This is a genomic window from Cupriavidus phytohabitans (assembly GCF_000426345.1).
GTDB lineage: Bacteria > Pseudomonadota > Gammaproteobacteria > Burkholderiales > Burkholderiaceae > Cupriavidus.
Genome location: NZ_AUFE01000090.1, coordinates 1 through 15,683, shown reverse-complemented (window position 1 = coordinate 15,683; position 15,683 = coordinate 1). Strand labels below are relative to the sequence as shown.

The 15,683-nt window shown below is 64.5% G+C and carries 17 protein-coding genes and 3 pseudogenes; 8 read left to right on the top strand and 12 right to left on the bottom strand.

What is annotated here, in order from left to right; translation table 11 throughout:
- Window positions 1–264, bottom strand: a 264-nt coding sequence (locus K309_RS0130880; protein ID WP_029049923.1) for a transposase, incomplete at its 3' end; no start/stop codon positions are given.
- 333 nt (window positions 265–597) lie between these two features.
- Between K309_RS0130880 and K309_RS0130875 the strand changes: the two genes are divergently transcribed.
- From K309_RS0130875 to K309_RS44155, 4 genes are all read left to right on the top strand, one after another.
- The gene (locus K309_RS0130875; RefSeq protein ID WP_029049922.1) at window positions 598–1,551 is read left to right on the top strand and encodes a MerR family transcriptional regulator; all 954 of its coding nucleotides are present in this window, start codon (window positions 598–600) and stop codon (window positions 1,549–1,551) included.
- Window positions 1,552–1,569: 18 nt separating this feature from the next.
- The gene (locus K309_RS43340) at window positions 1,570–2,043 is read left to right on the top strand and encodes a lipocalin family protein (RefSeq protein WP_029049921.1); all 474 of its coding nucleotides are present in this window, start codon (window positions 1,570–1,572) and stop codon (window positions 2,041–2,043) included.
- Window positions 2,044–2,196: 153 nt separating this feature from the next.
- Entirely contained in the window at window positions 2,197–3,126 is a 930-nt protein-coding gene (locus K309_RS0130865; RefSeq protein ID WP_029049920.1) for a fasciclin domain-containing protein, read from the top strand.
- Window positions 3,123–3,254 carry a DUF2256 domain-containing protein gene (locus K309_RS44155; protein WP_369796553.1) on the top strand — a complete coding sequence of 44 codons (132 nt, stop codon included), beginning with the start codon at window positions 3,123–3,125 and terminating at the stop codon, window positions 3,252–3,254. The genes K309_RS0130865 and K309_RS44155 overlap by 4 nt, the downstream gene beginning before the upstream one ends.
- Window positions 3,255–3,460: 206 nt before the next feature.
- Here K309_RS44155 and K309_RS0130855 read toward each other — a convergent pair whose 3' ends face one another.
- The 3 genes from K309_RS0130855 to K309_RS38005 all read right to left on the bottom strand — a co-directional run bounded on the left by K309_RS0130855 (window position 3,461) and on the right by K309_RS38005 (window position 5,216).
- A complete protein-coding gene (locus K309_RS0130855) occupies window positions 3,461–4,480 on the bottom strand; it encodes a TerC family protein (protein ID WP_029049919.1) in 1,020 nt (339 codons plus the stop codon).
- Between the two features lie 51 nt (window positions 4,481–4,531).
- Entirely contained in the window at window positions 4,532–4,759 is a 228-nt protein-coding gene (locus tag K309_RS40735; protein WP_051320699.1) for a TerB family tellurite resistance protein, read from the bottom strand.
- A 226-nt stretch (window positions 4,760–4,985) separates the two neighbouring features.
- The gene (locus K309_RS38005) at window positions 4,986–5,216 is read right to left on the bottom strand and encodes a TFIIB-type zinc ribbon-containing protein (protein ID WP_035878637.1); all 231 of its coding nucleotides are present in this window, start codon (window positions 5,214–5,216) and stop codon (window positions 4,986–4,988) included.
- 120 nt (window positions 5,217–5,336) lie between these two features.
- On the opposite strand from K309_RS38005, the gene nhaR reads away from it, so the two are divergent.
- The gene (nhaR, locus tag K309_RS0130840; RefSeq protein WP_029049918.1) at window positions 5,337–6,263 is read left to right on the top strand and encodes a transcriptional activator NhaR; all 927 of its coding nucleotides are present in this window, start codon (window positions 5,337–5,339) and stop codon (window positions 6,261–6,263) included.
- Window positions 6,264–6,301: 38 nt separating this feature from the next.
- Here nhaR and K309_RS0130835 read toward each other — a convergent pair.
- The 4 genes and pseudogenes from K309_RS0130835 to K309_RS0130825 form a co-directional block, all read right to left on the bottom strand.
- Window positions 6,302–6,460: pseudogene (locus K309_RS0130835) on the bottom strand (ISL3 family transposase); the annotation flags it as partial.
- 40 nt (window positions 6,461–6,500) lie between these two features.
- Window positions 6,501–6,632, bottom strand: a pseudogene (locus K309_RS42640) (IS630 family transposase); the annotation flags it as partial.
- The gene (locus K309_RS40730; protein ID WP_232232557.1) at window positions 6,595–6,888 is read right to left on the bottom strand and encodes an IS1096 element passenger TnpR family protein; all 294 of its coding nucleotides are present in this window, start codon (window positions 6,886–6,888) and stop codon (window positions 6,595–6,597) included. The pseudogene K309_RS42640 and the gene K309_RS40730, both read right to left, overlap by 38 nt.
- A 19-nt stretch (window positions 6,889–6,907) precedes the next feature.
- Window positions 6,908–7,999, bottom strand: coding sequence for a porin (locus K309_RS0130825; protein WP_029049916.1), 1,092 nt, complete (start codon window positions 7,997–7,999; stop codon window positions 6,908–6,910).
- A gap of 979 nt (window positions 8,000–8,978) precedes the next feature.
- Here K309_RS0130825 and K309_RS0130820 point away from each other — a divergent pair.
- A complete protein-coding gene (locus tag K309_RS0130820; protein WP_029049915.1) occupies window positions 8,979–9,407 on the top strand; it encodes a hypothetical protein in 429 nt (142 codons plus the stop codon).
- A 34-nt stretch (window positions 9,408–9,441) separates the two neighbouring features.
- Complete coding sequence (locus K309_RS42105; protein ID WP_156914504.1) at window positions 9,442–9,765, top strand: hypothetical protein; 324 nt, start codon at window positions 9,442–9,444, stop codon at window positions 9,763–9,765.
- 104 nt (window positions 9,766–9,869) lie between these two features.
- Here the strand turns inward: K309_RS42105 and K309_RS0130810 are convergent, their stop codons facing one another.
- The 4 genes from K309_RS0130810 to K309_RS0130795 all read right to left on the bottom strand — a co-directional run bounded on the left by K309_RS0130810 (window position 9,870) and on the right by K309_RS0130795 (window position 14,715).
- Complete coding sequence (locus tag K309_RS0130810; RefSeq protein ID WP_035878635.1) at window positions 9,870–10,847, bottom strand: Bug family tripartite tricarboxylate transporter substrate binding protein; 978 nt, start codon at window positions 10,845–10,847, stop codon at window positions 9,870–9,872.
- A 14-nt stretch (window positions 10,848–10,861) separates the two neighbouring features.
- Window positions 10,862–12,205 (bottom strand): FAD-binding oxidoreductase, encoded by a 1,344-nt coding sequence (locus K309_RS0130805; RefSeq protein WP_029049912.1) that lies wholly within the window; start codon window positions 12,203–12,205, stop codon window positions 10,862–10,864.
- Between the two features lie 16 nt (window positions 12,206–12,221).
- Window positions 12,222–13,682 (bottom strand): sulfatase-like hydrolase/transferase, encoded by a 1,461-nt coding sequence (locus K309_RS0130800; RefSeq protein ID WP_232232556.1) that lies wholly within the window; start codon window positions 13,680–13,682, stop codon window positions 12,222–12,224.
- A gap of 82 nt (window positions 13,683–13,764) precedes the next feature.
- Window positions 13,765–14,715 carry a LysR family transcriptional regulator gene (locus tag K309_RS0130795; RefSeq protein ID WP_029049910.1) on the bottom strand — a complete coding sequence of 317 codons (951 nt, stop codon included), beginning with the start codon at window positions 14,713–14,715 and terminating at the stop codon, window positions 13,765–13,767.
- Between the two features lie 770 nt (window positions 14,716–15,485).
- Here K309_RS0130795 and K309_RS38000 point away from each other — a divergent pair.
- Window positions 15,486–15,683, top strand: a pseudogene (locus K309_RS38000) (IS110 family transposase); the annotation flags it as partial.

Here is a 15,683-nt window from a genome sequence, read left to right as displayed (position 1 = left end):
CACCAGCTGCGGCTCGAAGGTGGCCTGCCGGTCGCGTGGAATGTCCAGTTCCAGTTCGCCATTGGGCGTGATGACGGTCTTTGGGCTGGTGCCGTTGCGGTGGTTGCGGCTCCTGCCTTCCTTGGCCTCAGCAGCCAGATGGTGGGTCAGTTCGGCGGCCAGCATGCGCTCGGCCAACCGCTTCTTGAGCAGGGCCAGGCCTGATTCGCCGAGAATCGACTCGGCGTCCTTGTTCTCGACCTGGGCCAGCAACTGGTCAATCAACTCGTCGGAAACAAGCTTGGGTGCCTTCGGTTTCGTGGTCTTCTTGGTACGAGGCCCAGACGGCTAAGCGCAGTCTCAGCGCCGTCGGTGCGGGCGATTCCGCCGATTGCTTGGTCGTATTCCGCGATGCGGTCCTCGAGGCCACCGCACAGACGCGATCTCCGGCGGGGTGCCGGCGGCAGCCCCCCGTGCGCTGATTCTTTGCCGTAACGTACTGGACAAAACTGTTTTTTTGTCCTAGACAAATAGGGCTAACATTCCCTTTTTGTCCATGACCCCCTCCCACCGCTCCCTTCCGCCCCTGACGCCGGCCCGCCGCACGGAGGCCGCGGCATGAGCACGCTGACCGCCTCCGGCGGCGATGCCGGCCTGCCGATTGCCGCCGTGGAGCGCGAGACGGGCTTGGCCAAGGACACCCTGCGCGTCTGGGAACGGCGCTACGGTTTTCCACAGCCGCTGCGCGATGCCGCAGGCGACCGGCTGTACACCGCGCCCCAGGTGCAGCAGCTCAAGCTCATCCGCCGGCTGCTGGATGCGGGCCTGCGCCCCGGCAAGGTGGTGGGCCTGGACAGCGCGGCGCTGCACGCCCTGCTGGCCCAGGCGGTCCCCGCCGCGCCCATGGCTTTGTCCAGGACAAATGCCGGCGACAGCGCCTCTTCCCCGGCAATCGCGGAACTGCTCGATGCCATTGGTGCACACGCCCCCCAGACCCTGCGGCACGCGCTCAGTCACGCCCAACTTCGCATGGGACTGGCGCCCTTCGTCACGGACCTGGTGGCGCCCCTGACCACGGCCGTGGGTGACGCATGGGCTCAGGGGCGCTTTGAGGTGTTCGAGGAACACCTGTTCACCGAGGTGGTCACCGGCGTGATGCGCCATGCCATCGCCTCGCTCGCGCCGCTGCCCCTTCCGCAGGAACCCAAGGTGCTGCTCACCACCCTGCCCCAGGAGCTGCACAGCCTGGGGCTGCTGATGGTCGAGGCGCTGCTAACGCTCGAGGGCTGCACCTGCGTCTCGCTGGGCACGCAGACCCCGGTGGGGGACGTGGCTCAGGCCGCACAGGCCCACCGCGCCCACGTGGTGGCCCTGAGCTTCAGCAATGTGCACAACGCCGCGGTGGTGCAGGCCAGCCTACGCGAGCTGCGCGGCCAGCTGCCTGCGACGACCGCCCTGTGGGTGGGCGGCTCATGCACGGCGCTGTACCAGAAACCGCTGGACGGCATCAGCGCCGTGCAGCAGTTGTCGGGGCTGCCGTCCCTGGTGGCGCAGTGGCGCCATACCCACTGAGCCCTTGGAGGGCATCCCATGGACACCACCCCAATCGTCTTTTCCTCGCCACTGCAGCGCCGGTCCCGGTCCGGCCGCCTGGGGCTGCTCGCGCTGCTGGAGGGCACTGGCCTGCACGCGGGCTGCGCCAGCACCAGCCCGCTGCCCCTCGTGGCGGCGGTCACGCCGTTCGACCTGCAGCGCTACCAGGGTCGCTGGTACGAGCTGGCGCGGCTCGATCACGCGTTCGAGCGAGCCAAGACCGATGTATCGCCGTGGGCGAGGTGGCCGACGTGCTTGCACGGCTGCATGGGCAGCGGCCCTTTGCCCGGCTGGCCTCGCACGAGGAAACCGGCAAGGCAATGGCGACAGCTACGTGCGCGAGCAGGCCGTGGCCCGCTGGAGCCGCCAGCAGCGCATTGCCTGGCAGGAATGGCCCACCACGGCACCCGCGTGTACGACCACCAGGCGGCCTGGGAACACGACCCGCCGAACCTGTTCGTGCGGCGCTGACTGCCCGCGCTGCGGCGCGCGGACTGGTAAGCCTTATCCACGGAAGGAGCACTTTTTCAATCCACCCCATCGCAAGGAGGCAACGACACGGGACACCACACACACTGGTTGCGCGCAATGACGTGAATTGATCTTTTGTTCAGGAGACAAGACATGCTAAACGGGTTCAAGAAGGCTTTGGTGCTGTCGCTGGTGGCCCTGCTGGCGGCTTGCGGAGGGGGCGATGACAACGACCCCGGCACGATCACTGAGGTGGCGAAAAGCGACACCCGCCTGAGCATCTTGGGGGAGGCCGTGACGGCCGCGGAGCTGGCCGACACCCTGTCGGGCCCCGGCCCGTACACCGTTTTTGCCCCCACCAACGACGCCTTTGCCGCGCTGCTGGGCGAGCTGGGGGTGACCAAGGAACAGTTGCTGGCCAACAAGCCACTACTGACGGCCGTGCTCAAGTACCACGTACTGGGCGCCAAGGTCACGCAGGCGCAGGTGCCGCTGGGCAAGGCCATCACGCCGCTGGAGGGGGGCGTCTTCAAGATCGACCTGGTGGATTCCGCGCTGCGTATCACCGATGGCCGCAACCGCAGCAGCCGGATCGTGCAGACCGACATCATCGCGTCCAACGGCGTCATTCATCTCATCGACAAGGTGCTGCTGCCGGCGGACAAGACCCTGGTGCAGACGGCACTAGGCACCCCTTCCCTGAGCATCCTTGTCGAGGCGGTCACGGCCGCGGGCCTGGTGGACACGCTCAACGGCGCCGGTCCGTTCACCGTGTTCGCCCCCACCAACGAAGCCTTCGCCGCGCTGCTGGGCGAGCTGGGCGTGACCAAGGACCAGCTGCTTGCCAACAAGCCGCTGCTGACCCAGGTGCTAACCTACCACGTCGCGCCCGGCCGCGTGCTCAAGGCCGAGGTGCCGGTAAACACGCCCATCAAGACTGTCCAGGGCGGCACTTTCACGGTCACGCCTGCGCTCACGATCACGGACCAGCGGGGACGCTCCTCGCGCATCGTGGCAACTGACGTGTTCGCCAGCAACGGCGTGTTGCATGTGATCGACAAGGTGATCCTGCCCGCTCCGTGAATGGCACTACGGCACATGGCGGCCGTGCGCGCAGGCGCTGGGCGCGCGTCTGCGACGCGGTGAAGTACTGCTCCGACCGCTGCCGCCGCTCGCACGGCCAGGCGCACCGCCCCCTTGGTCCGTCATGAGCACGGTGCTGTTCTGCTTCCGCAACGACCTGCGGCTGCACGACCAACTGGCGCTGCGGATCGCCTGCGCCGCTGCCCACCCCACCTGCTGCCCGGGTTATGCCTGCTAGACCCGGCGCAGGCCAGCCCCTTGGACTTTGCCCGCATGGGACCGCCATGCGGCGCAATCAGCCAGGCCTCGTCATGGCCAAGGCCGCGGGCGGGGATCAACGCTCCAGGGTACGGGCCTTGGCATCCGGAGCTTGGTCTGCCGGCCTCTGGGATGCCGCGCCGCGCGTCTTCCACAGTGACACGAGCACGCCGCCGGCGATCAGGCCGGCCGTGATACCCAGGCTCAGCAGCGAGGGGATCTTGCCCACGAGGTTGACCAAGAAGATCTTGCCACCGATGAACACCAGCACCAGGGCCAACGCGTACTTAAGGTAGGCGAAGCGGTGGATCATGGCCGCCAGCGCGAAGTACAGCGCGCGCAGGCCCAGGATGGCGAAGATATTGCTCGTGTAAACGATGAACGGGTCGGTGGTGATGGCGAAGATCGCGGGCACCGAGTCGACGGCGAAGATCAGATCAACGAACTCCACCATGCACAGCGCGAGGAACAGCGGCGTCACCCAGGTCACGGACCGGCCGGTGGCGGGGTGCGGCGCGCGCACGAAGAAGGCGTTGCCGTACAGCCCGGGCGTGACGCGCAGGTGCCCGCGAAGCCAGCGCAGCAGCAGGTTCTTCTCCAGGTCGGGCGTGTGGTTGGTCATCCATAGCATCTTGATGCCGGTGAGCAGCAGGAACGCGCCGAACAGGTACAGCACCCACGAAAACTGCGTGACTAGCGCCGCGCCCAGGCCGATCATGAGCGCGCGCAGCACGATCACGCCCAGGATGCCCCAGAACAGCACGCGGTGCTGGTATTGGCCCGGGATGGCGAAGAACGAGAAGATCATCGCGATCACGAACACGTTGTCCATGGACAGCGATTTCTCGATCATGAAGCCGGTGAAGTAGTCGAGGCCGCTCTGGGCGCCGAGCAGCCACCACAGCCAGCCGCCGAACAGCATGGCGGCGCCGATGTAGCCGCCCGACAGCCACAGGCTCTCGCGGATGCCGATCTCGTGGTCGTCGCGGTGCAGCACGCCCAGGTCGAAGGCGAGCAGCGCCACCACCACGCTGGCAAAGACCAGCCACAGCCAGACGGCCTGGCCCAGGAAGCTGGTGTGGAGGAATTCAGTCATGGCGATAGGTGCAAGCAGAGGTGCGGATCGTGCCGGTCACTGCGCGGCCGCTTATTGCGGTTGCGCCATGGTGCGCGGCGCTAGGCCCCAGTGGCGTGCCGTCTGGGCCAGCAGGCTTTCCTCGGCGCTGGAGAGGTGCTCATCGGCACGCGCCACGTCCCAGCACAACGCGAGCGTGCCCGCGCGCAGTGCAGGGTCGTCCACATCGGTCAGTAGCGCCCGCAGCAGGTCCTCGTCGATGTGGCAGGAGCTGCCCCAGAGCGCGAACGCGCTGCTCATCAGGTCTTCCGAAAGTTCGCGCAACGCGCGCGCTGTCGGCGGGGGCGAGACCCAGCCAGGTGCCGGCGTGCAGCCGGTCGAGAGTCGCCACCTCGCTGCGGCTGACGTGGCCGTCGGCCACCATGATGAGTGCCACAATGCGCGCGGCGGCTTCTGGGCTGTTGCGGGGGTAGATTCGCATGGGGGTGTTCCTCGATTCGTGTTCAGAAAGCAGTGCCAGGTGACATCAGTCGAACAGTGCACTGAACCACGAGGACTTGCGGCGCCTGCCCGCAGGCAGGCGCTCAAAGCCCATGTTGCCGTGCGTGGGTGCGTATTCGTGTTGCGCTCGTTCGACCAGCTTGTCCCGTTCGCCGCGGCCGAGCCATACGCCACGGCATTGCGGGCAGTAGTCGATCTCGATGCCGCTGCGCTCGGCGATGACCAGCGTGGGTGCGGGGCAGTGCGAGCATTTCATGGTTCGTGCTCCATCGTGCGGTGGCGATGGTCGCACTGTAGGTACGCAACGATCAGAGAAAAATCAGAAAATACGCAAGACACTTCAAAAAAAACGAAGTTTCTTTCGCCGAGGAAAGGCATGAACTACAAGCACCTGCACTACTTCTGGACCGTGCTGCGCGCGGGCGGCATTGTGCGCGCCAGCGAGCAGCTGCACCTCACGCCGCAGACGCTCAGCGGCCAGATCAAGCAGCTGGAGGAGCGCCTGGGCCAGACCCTGCTGCGCAAGGTGGGGCGCGGCGTCGAGCCCACCGACGCGGGTCGCCTCGTGATGCGCTATGCCGATAAGATCTTTGCCCTGGGCGCCTCGCTGCAGGAGGCGCTGGCGACGGGGCGCGACGCGCGGCGCACCGCGGTGCTGCGCGTGGGTATCGCCGACTCGGTGCCCAAGGCCGTTACCTTCCACGTGCTGGAGCCCGCCATGGCTCTGCCCGAGCCGCCCCGGCTGGCGTGCCACGAGGGCGGACTCACGGGCCTGCTGGGCGAACTGGCGGTGCATCGACTGGACCTGGTCGTCTCCGACGTGCCCGCGCCCGCCAGCCTGAGCGTGCGCGTCTACACCCATCTGCTGGGGCGCACGGGTGTGGCCTTCTTCGCCGCGTCCCGGCTGCTCCAGGCCACGGGCTGGACGGCCCGGCGCGCGCGCAAGGCCTTTCCCGCCTGCCTGGCCGGCATGCCGCTGCTGCTGCCCACCGTGCACACGGCACTACGCCCGCGGCTCGACGCCTGGCTGCGCCAGCACGCGCTCGCGCCGCCGGTGGCCGCCGAGTTCGACGACAGCGCGCTGCTCAAGGCCTTCGGCCGCGAAGGCCAAGGCGTTTTCGCCGCGCCGGCCGTGCTGGCCGAGGAGATCGCGCAGCAGTACCACGTGGTGCCGCTGGGCATGCCGCTCGACCTGATGGAGGAGTTCTACGCGATCTCGGTCGAGCGTCGCATCACGCACCCGGCAGTCGCCGCTATCACGGCCGCCGCGCGCGGCAAGCTGTTTGCCAAGCGGCCTTCGTGATCGGCGGAAGCGCGCCAGCCGTCATGCGGGTTTCACGCTTGCTCGCGATACAGCCAGGCACGGGCAGTGCGTTTGGTCGTGACGTTGGCGATCAACGCGTCGAGTTCGGCACGCTGTGCGGCTGGCAAGCCGTCGCGATCCTTGAGCAGCGTCCAGCGCAGGCCTTTGAGGCTTGGTTCGATCTTCTGTTCGCCCCGCAGTACCCCTTCGCGCAGGTCAGTGTAACCGGTCATTTACTCATAAGTCAGAAATGTAGCGGACAGATGGATGCCTAAAGAACGAGCGCACGAGCTTCGGGTTACGTCCAACTTGTGCGAGCTGTTCGTGAATTCTAGGGCCCAGCTTTTCGCCTCTTTGCAATTGACGTCGGAGACCGCGCCAAACCGGGGGCTAAGCCTTCGTGTTCGCGGAGATGAAACGCGGTCAGCGGTAGTTCATTCGCCACGGTGCAGAACTGCAGGACGCCTTCATGCGCTTCGCCGTATCTGCCACGAATGCTGAATGTGTGCAGATGTTCGTCGGCCCAACCCATGACGACCTGGATGACATGGTGCAACTGTCCGAGCGTCAAGTGCTCGGGAACGACGACGCGCCGCCAGACCGGCGGGCTCAGGCGCCCGTGCATCGCACCTAACGCCTGCAAGTCAGAACCGGTGCACGATGCCGGTATAGATGCCTTGCTGACTTGCACCCGCCAGAGGCCTGTTGCTGCCAGCCTCGACGGAGAACGCCGCATTTCCGCCGTTCATGACGGTACCAACCGTCCCATACAACAGGGTGCGCTTTGAGAAGAAGTAGTTTGCGCCGAGTGCAAGCAGGGTTCCGTTGCCGGCAGAATTGTTCCGGATTGCCCTGTATGCACCACCAATCAACGTCAGCGCTGGCGATACTTGGTAGTTCGCGCCAAGCCAGAACTGTTGCTGCTTGTTAGCGGCCATCGGATTGTCGGCGTCTGCCACCGTTGCGCCGCCGGAGCGAGTGAGACTATAGCCCCCGAACAGTTTCAGGTGGCCTACCACATACGCGGCGCCGGCCTCATAAAGGCGTGAAGCAGTGTATAGATTGGTAAATTCCCCTTTGGCATCTCGGATTTCTTCGTAAATTCCCTTGATCAAAATGGGGCCGTTCTCGTAGCTCAAACTACCAGCTAACTGCCTGCCAGCGTTGAAATTTCCTGCGGCACCATTGAGGCCTGCCTGCGCCCGGAACGAGAGTCCTCCCCAGTCCGGTGAAGTGTAGGTGATGGCATTACCACGGGACCCCCAACTTCTGCCATTTTGAAGTGTGCCAATGCTGATGGCCTGCATACCCATCGGATCGACGGTCCAGCCCTCCGAGTCAGGCAAGCCCATGGCGCGACCAAGCCACAGGGTTCCGTATGTGTTGCTGGAAAGCCCGACAACAGCGTAGCGACTGAAGAGGCCCAGACCCGCTCCCTGCCCGTCACCCGATGAGAATGCACTCTCCAGGTTCATCACCGCACTGAGACCGTCACCCAGGTCCTCCTTGGCCCGGAGCCCCCACAGGCTTACCCCCCACTGATTGCTGCCGTAACGCAGCAAATCGCCGGTTTGCCCATTTCCGGTGGCGATCTTGTTCATATAGTCGACGCCGCCGGCAACTCGCCCATAAAGGGTGATACTGCCCTGCGCATTCGCGACCGCCGATACAAGCAACACGATCGCCGCCGCCACGGCCCTGGCACACAGCCATTGATTGCGATACCCCAGAAACATCTGTCCCTCCACTACCTGCGTCAATTCCTGAATTAGCTTTGAAAATGGTCCCATGGTGCGCGCCGCAGAATCTCGTCATGGCAGAAAAGAGGCAATATCATCCCGCCCGTTCGCAAGAATTCGAACAGACCTCATACCCTGACTTGCCCTTTGTGGCTGGCGACTCCGACAGCGCCTCACCGGCCGATCTATCGAAGCGACCTCGCGATGGAATCGCTCACGTCATTCGGCGTCAGCCTGATGGATTTACCCCGTTGTCGAACGCAGGCGAGCGCCGGGAGGGGCGGCCGATAGCGTGCTCGTTCGCCCGTCTCGGCAGCCCCTTCCGTTGAATAGGGGCATCCATGTCTGTCTCCTTCGGTTGCTCTTCCTGGCCACAAGGCGATGTGAGAGTGACCCTGCCGGCGCAAGCCAGGAAACAGTCCCGCAAAGCAACCACGATCCAGGCCTTGCGTCTTGTATTCAGGCTCGCCGTACTGAGTGCCGTTATCAACTCTTTTGATACGCCTCGGCAGGCTCCAGCTTCGTCGATGTTTGTCGTATTATTTAATTCACGCTGAATTAAATAATAACCGGGCATAGAACTCAACAGAGGGAATACCCGCGCGGCGAATAAGACGCTCTGGAGCGGAGCGCTGCTGCCGATTACTGTGAAGGGTCGTAAGACGCCGGTCGGCTTCTCTCAACTTGGTCTTCATGACGGTTGACTTCAGCCAGTTGCTCCCCTACGGCTCACTACAAGCTACCCAGCCTCAGCCGGAGCCGGAGAGGTATCGTGCTCTCTCACCATGCGCGGGACTCGATCACTCCCGAGCAACGCCGCTTTAAGTGAGGCGCATCCTGGACTTTTACCTGCTCCTTGCCGGTTAGCTGGCGAGCACTGTATATTTATACAGTTATCGTCGCATCCCGGAAAAGCTGGCTCCTGAAGTCAAGCCCGTGCGGCGCCTGCTTTCTCTCCCCACCTCGAAAGGCAATCATGTTCGTGGACCGCACCGAAATCATCAACGCCGCCAAAGCACTGCGCGCCAGCCAGGAAGAATCCAGGTACAGCAAGCTCGTCGCGCTCGCGAACAAGCAACTGAAGGCAATGCAAACGGCAATCCAGAAGGGCAAGGAAGAATTCGAGACCAGACTGGTACTCGACATTAACGAAGACAATCCGCAAGCAGCGCTTGAACCGCGCGCGCAACGGCTGGCCGACGACCTCAGAGCGCAGGGCTACACCGCAACGGTGACCACGTTTGCCGAGGTCAGCACGGACCGCAAGAACTGGACGCCGAATATCACGGTCGTCATCGGTCTGGGCGACATGGTTTCCGAAGACGACAGCGCGATAGCGGAAAGCACGGTGACCGACGAGACGGAAGTCGCGCTGGCTGGCGAAGCTGCCAGTGAAATGGCCTGACAGCAGGCGGGCAATCCGAGATAAGGACGAAGCCTTGCAAGAGTCGGAGCAGCACGAGCAGCACCGGTGCGGCCATGCCAATGGCCGCATAGCCGGGGACCAGACCAATGCCGATGGTCGTGGCCGACATCGCCAGCACCGAGACCAGGAAGACCACGCGCCGGCCGAATCGGTCGCCCAGGCTGTTCAGGATGGCACTGCCGAGCGGCGAAACGTACCCGAGCGCAAAGACGCCGAAGGCGCCAATCAGCGAAGCGACGGGATCTGTCGCTGGAAAGAATTGCGTGGCGATCTCCCGCGCGAAGACGCCGTAGATGATGAAGTCGTTCCAGCGAACCACCAAGGCTCGCCAGCATAACGGTTTTCCACTTCTGCCTGATAGGCGGGTGCGGGCTTCGAGAATCAGTAGGCCCTGACTTTGCAGAAAGGGCCAATCACGACGCCAGCCTTGGCTGGCGGGAGCTACGCCCCCTTGATACCGAAGCGCCTGATAATGTCTCTGTAACGCGCCGACTCGCTGCGCATCCGTTCTGCGAATTGCGCACCCGGCATGCTGACAAGATCCGTCCCGATTGCCGAAAACCTCGCCTTGGTGTCCGGCCGCTTGAGCACGGTGAACGCCGCCCTCTCAAGCTGGGCGACGACGTCCGCCGGCGTGCGTGATGGCACAAGCAGGCCGTACCACGCCACGAAATCGTCGTCCCGCATGACGCCCATCGCCTCGCCAAGCGTCGGCACGTTCGGCAGCAGCGGCGAGCGACGAGGCTGCGTGACTGCGAGTGGCACCAGCTTGCCGGACGCAATGTGCGGTAGCAGCGGGGGCGCACCGACGAGCGCGAAGGTCACCTCGCCGCCCAGCGCGGCCACCGTGGCGGGGCCGGCCCCCTTGTAAGGAACGTGGACGATGTCGAGCCCGGTTTGCGCCCGCAACAACTCCAGCGCAATGTGCTGCGGTGACCCGTTGCCGGGCGTGCCGACCGAAATGCCGCCTGGCCTGCGTTTTGCCGCGTCGAACGCCGCGCGCAAGGTCTTCGCGCCGAGCGATGCATTGGCGACGAGCACGTTTGGCGACTGCGATATCAGGACGACCGGCGTGAAGTCGGTAATCGGCGCATACGACGTCTTCGCCTGCAGCCACGGCGTAATGGTCAGTTCCGGATTGCCGGCGACGAGCACGGTGTAGCCATCCGGGGACGCCTTGGCGACAGCCTCGGCGCCCATCATTCCGCCAGCTCCGGGACGGTTGTCAACCACGAAGCTCTGCCTGAGTTCGTTGCCCATCCCCTGTCCGAGCAGGCGGGCGATGGCGTCAGCCCCGCCCCCGGCCGCGTAGGGCACGATCATCCTGACTGGCGCGTTGGGATAGCCCTGCGCCCACGCCGGCTCGAGCGTCGCGAGCAGCGACGCGCCCAGCGCGCCCATGAAGGTTCTGCGATGCATGTGGATCTCCAGCGCTAGTCGAATATCCGGCCGGGATTCAGTATGCCGGCAGGATCCATCGCCTGCTTGAGGCGCCGCATCAGCGCGATTTCCTCAGGCTTGCGCGATACCAGGAGGTATTCCTTCTTCAACCGGCCAACGCCATGCTCGGCACTGACGGTGCCCCCGCGGCCCTTCAGTGCAGCGTAGGCCAGTTCGTCGACGAGGTGCAGGCCGGCGTCGTCGACAGGGCCGCTGATCAGGTGGATGTTGTTGTCGCCCAGATGCCCGAGGAACAGGTGCTCCGCATCCGGCAGGCGCTCCCGCAACGCGGCTTCCAGTTGCCCGATGTAGCTGGCAGTCTCGCTCCACGGCAGGCCGAGGTCGAGCGTCGCAGCCGGCTTGAGATGCGTGAGGACTTCCGGGATCGACTCGCGCAGGCGCCAGAACGCTTCGCGATGCGACAGCGACGCCGCAAGGGCGCAGTCGGTGATCTGGCCTGCATCCAGGGCATCGGACAACGCTGCTTGCAGCGCGTCATCCATCAATTGCCCGGCATTGCCGGCCGCCTCGATCAGCACATGCCACGGCGCTCCGGCGACCGGCGCCGGCTGCCCGGTCAGGCGCGACGCAAGACTGATGAAGCGGTCGGACATGAACTCGAACGCGCACATCGCCGAACCCAGCCGGCGCTTGAGCGCACGCAACAGTTGCGGCAGCGCCTCGAAGCGGTCGGCCGACACCCACGCTGCCGCCAGATCGCCCATGGGCGGATGCAGTCGCAAGGTCAATCGTGTGATGATCCCCAGCGTGCCTTCGGATCCGATGAACAGGAAACGCGGATCCAGTCCCGTGCTGTTCTTGACCAGGCGAGTGAGCGAAGAGACAACGGTGCCATCGGCCAGCACGGCCTCGATGCCGAGCACGGAGTCGCGCATGGTCCCGTAGCGCATGACGCGGATACCGCCGGCATTCGTCGACGCATTTCCGCCGACCTGGCAACTGCCGCGCGCGCCGAGGTCGACCGCGAACATCCAGCCCTGGTCTGCCGCCGCCTCCTGGACCTGCTGCAGCGTCGCGCCGGCCTGGACCTGCATCACGCCTTCGAGGGCGTCGATCTCTTCGATCCGGTTCATGCGTTCCAGGTTGATCACCACGTCACCCTCGCCGGGCACCGCGCCGCCGGCCACGCCGGTCAGACCGCCCTGCACCGTGATCCGGCGCCCTTCTTCGTGGCACCGCCGCACGATGGCCGCGACTTCTTCGGTTGAAATGGGACGGAATACCCGGGAGGGCCGCCCGACGGCGAGTCCGCTCCAGTCCCTGAGAAAGCGTTCGTCGATCTCGGTCGCCGGTGCCAGTTGAAGCTGTTCGTCCATGATGTCACTTCCTGTCTTATGCGGCGGTCTTCGCCGTCACGGGGGTGGATGTGGACGAGCCGAGCGTATGGGCCACGTCGGGGCCGCCGTAGTGCGCGATCAGGGCGGCTTGATCGCACTTGGCCTGCCGGTCAACGGCATCGGGGTCGCAGATCGCCAGCAGGGCATTGTGCATGCGGGCCAATACCGGGGCGTATGCCGCATCGCCAGCCAGATCGGTCAGTTCCTCGGGATCGGTCTCCAGATTGAACAGCTCGGGGGGGAAGCCAACGTAATAGTGGTACTTCCAGCATCCCTTGCGCAGCATGAAGCCACCCGCATTGCTGCCCGCGGCGTGGTACTCGCTGAGGATGACTCGCTCCGGTTCCGGTGCCGAGCGTGCAAGCTCGAACAGGGAGCGGCCGGGCCGGTCATCGATCTCCGTCGCCGGATCGATGCCGGCGCCTTGCAGGATCGTCGGGAACAGGTCCAGCAGGTCGACCGGGGTGCCGCACACGCCGGACGGTACATCCGGGCCGGCCAGCAGTATCGGGACCTTGACGCTTTCTTCGTAGAGGGTCGACTTCCCCCAGACGCCGCGCGCACCGAGGTTGTCGCCGTGGTCGGACGTGTAGATGACGTGCGTGGAGTCTTCCAATCCGTTGTCGCGCAGCGCCCCGAGGATCTGGCCGACGTTGTGGTCGAGCCAGGTGCAGAGGCCGTAGTACGCGGCGAAGGCGCGCAGGCGTTCGTCGGCATCGGCGAACTGCCTTTCTGAGGCCATGAATTCGCAATACTCCTTGACCCAGGGATGCTGTTCATAGCCGGTACGCGGGTGCAGCTTCGGCTCCGGCAGGCGGTCGGTGGGGTAGAGGTTGTAGAACTCGTCCGGCACGACGAAGGGGAAATGCGGCGCGACCAGGCCGACGTACAGGACGAAGCCGTCTTCCTGGCGTTGTGCCGCCTCCTCCAGCCATTGCACCGCCCGCTGCGTTACCGCCCGGTCGTATTGCGTGTACGACGATTCGCCAGGGCCGATGTGCTCGCCCAGCATGCGCGGGCCGTTTTCGCGCGGACGAAACGGATTGCGGATCGACGCCCAGACCATGCCATGGCCGCCGACCACGTGCATGGGCAGGTGCTCCGCATCGAAGCCCGCCGGGTCCTCCTCGTTGCGGTAATGCAGTTTGCCGATGCTCTCGACGCGGATGCCCCGCTCCTGGAGCGCATGGCCCCATCCGCGCTGCTCGCCGGTATAGGGCATGGCGTTGTCCCAGAGGCGGACCTGATGCACCCGCCGGCCCGTGGCAAAGGCCGCACGGGCCGGGACGCAGATCGGGCTGGGTGTGTAGGCGTTGGGGAAACGCACGCCACGGGCGGCCAGTGCGTCCAGGTTGGGGGTCTTCACGAAGGGATGCCCGGAGCAGCCCATCATTCTCGGGTCGTGCTCATCGGACATGATGACCACAACATTTTTGCTTGCCATGCTTGTCTCCATCGAAGGCGTCTCAGTGCGCTCTGGAGACAACTCTAATCAAGCCGCTGCGCCGAAACCAATACTGTCTCGGACTACGAAGGTTTCATTTTTTCTTATAGGTCGCCCCGACCTTGCGGCCGGGCAGCGCGCCGCTCTCCACCAGGCCACCGACAATGCGAGCGATGAGGTCACGAATTGCCGCTGTAGCAGGGGACAGGGGACGGTCCTCGGGCCAGACCAGCGCCTGGATGCGGGTCAGTTCGGGCTCCATTACCGGGCGACCGGCGATGGATTTGGCCGCGACGGCCTCGAGGCAGGCGCTGGGCGGCATGACAACGTACGCAAGTCCGTCGCGTGCCAGCGCGATCAGCATCTGCGGGCTGTTGAGCTCGTACCGGACATCAAGGGAACGGCCAATGGCATTGGCCGCACGTTCGATGATCTTGCGCAGGTCATGCGCGCCGTCCGGCGCGGCCAGTGGAAGTTCTGCCACCTCCGCGAACGTCATTGTCTCTGGCTTGCGGCGCATGGCCGCGCGCGTGCCGTACAACAGAAATCGCTCTTCATAGAGCGGCATGGAGGCCATGCCCTGGATTTCCGATGGGCTCGGCATCAGGGCCAGATGCGCCTGCCCCGACTCGACGAGCGCGCGCGATTCGAAAGACATACTTTCGCGCACGGTCACTTCGATGCCGGGATAGTCACACGCCACGGCGCCGAGCAGCGGCCCAATGACAGCGCCGGCAATGGATCCGGCAATGGACAGACGCACATTCCCAGTCGGAAGGCTCGCGCGTCCGTCAATCTCGTCTTTCAGGGCGTCCGTCCGGGCAAGAATGTCGATGGCGCTCGCCAGCAGCCGCTGGCCGGGGGGCAAGAGTTCGACGCCACGAGCATGGCGCTCGAATAGCTTCGCACCCAGACTGTCCTCCAGCGAAGAGATGTTCTGGCTGAGAGCGGGCTGGGCTACCCGCAACCGCTCCGCGGCGCGCGAGAAGCTACGGCTTTGCGCGATCTCGACAAAATACTTGAGTTGGCGCAGCGTGATGTTCATATGGCACGTCCCTCCCGCGATGTCAGCCAGTGCACTTTCGCCGGCCTCTGGCGTGCAATTTTAAGCACTTGTTGCAGTGAACTGACGAGGACAAGCGCAAACATTGGAACGTGCACGTTTGGCGAGGTCTTTCTCGACTCCGCCACGCCGATTCTTGACCCGAGATCGACCGTAGCGACGCCTAATGGGGTTCACGGACTCGCGCCGGCATTCGAACGACACCTTCTTCCAGGGTAGCTGCCAGTGCGATACGAAGCGAGAGCGACCAAGACGGATCGGCTGCGGCTCTCCGTCCCACTGGAGCGAAGGGCCGCTCATACAGGAAAGCTGTCGCTTCCCAAACGAAGATGAGCGGCAGAGATGGGTCGGCAAGAGCCACTGCCTGGCAGGAGCACCTATAACCAAGTCGCACCTGGAGGTGGGGATGAATGCCCGCAAAGTGTGCGCTAGGGGCTCCTGGGGGTAATCCGGCTAATTCGCGCTTGTTCACGGCAGTCCGGCTAATTCCGGTTTTGAGACGGGCGAGACACGACGAAATTGGCTGCTAACTCATTGATTTATTGGAGATCGTAGTCTGGCGAATTCCGGTTCCTCACAGACTACGTGCTTCTCTTGCTGGACTGGAAATCCGGAATTAGTCAGTATGACTCCCCTAGGGTGGGGCAAAAGGCTGGCCTGCCGCGAGGAATCAAACGCGGGTTAGCATGACTGCCAGAGCCGCACGGTGTGGACAGTGCCACACCCAGGCGATTTCCAGCGCGGAGGCCAGCATGGAACACGATAGCACGCTGTATGTCGGCTTGGACGTCCATAAGGACTCGATCACGGTCGCTTACGCACTCGGCGCGGGCGAGGTCGAACTGCTTGGCAGGATCGGTACCTCGAAGGCCGATATCGATCGCCTGTGCAAGCGCCTGCAGTCTAAAGCGCGCCGGATCCGCATCGTCTACGAGGCGGGCCCATGCGGA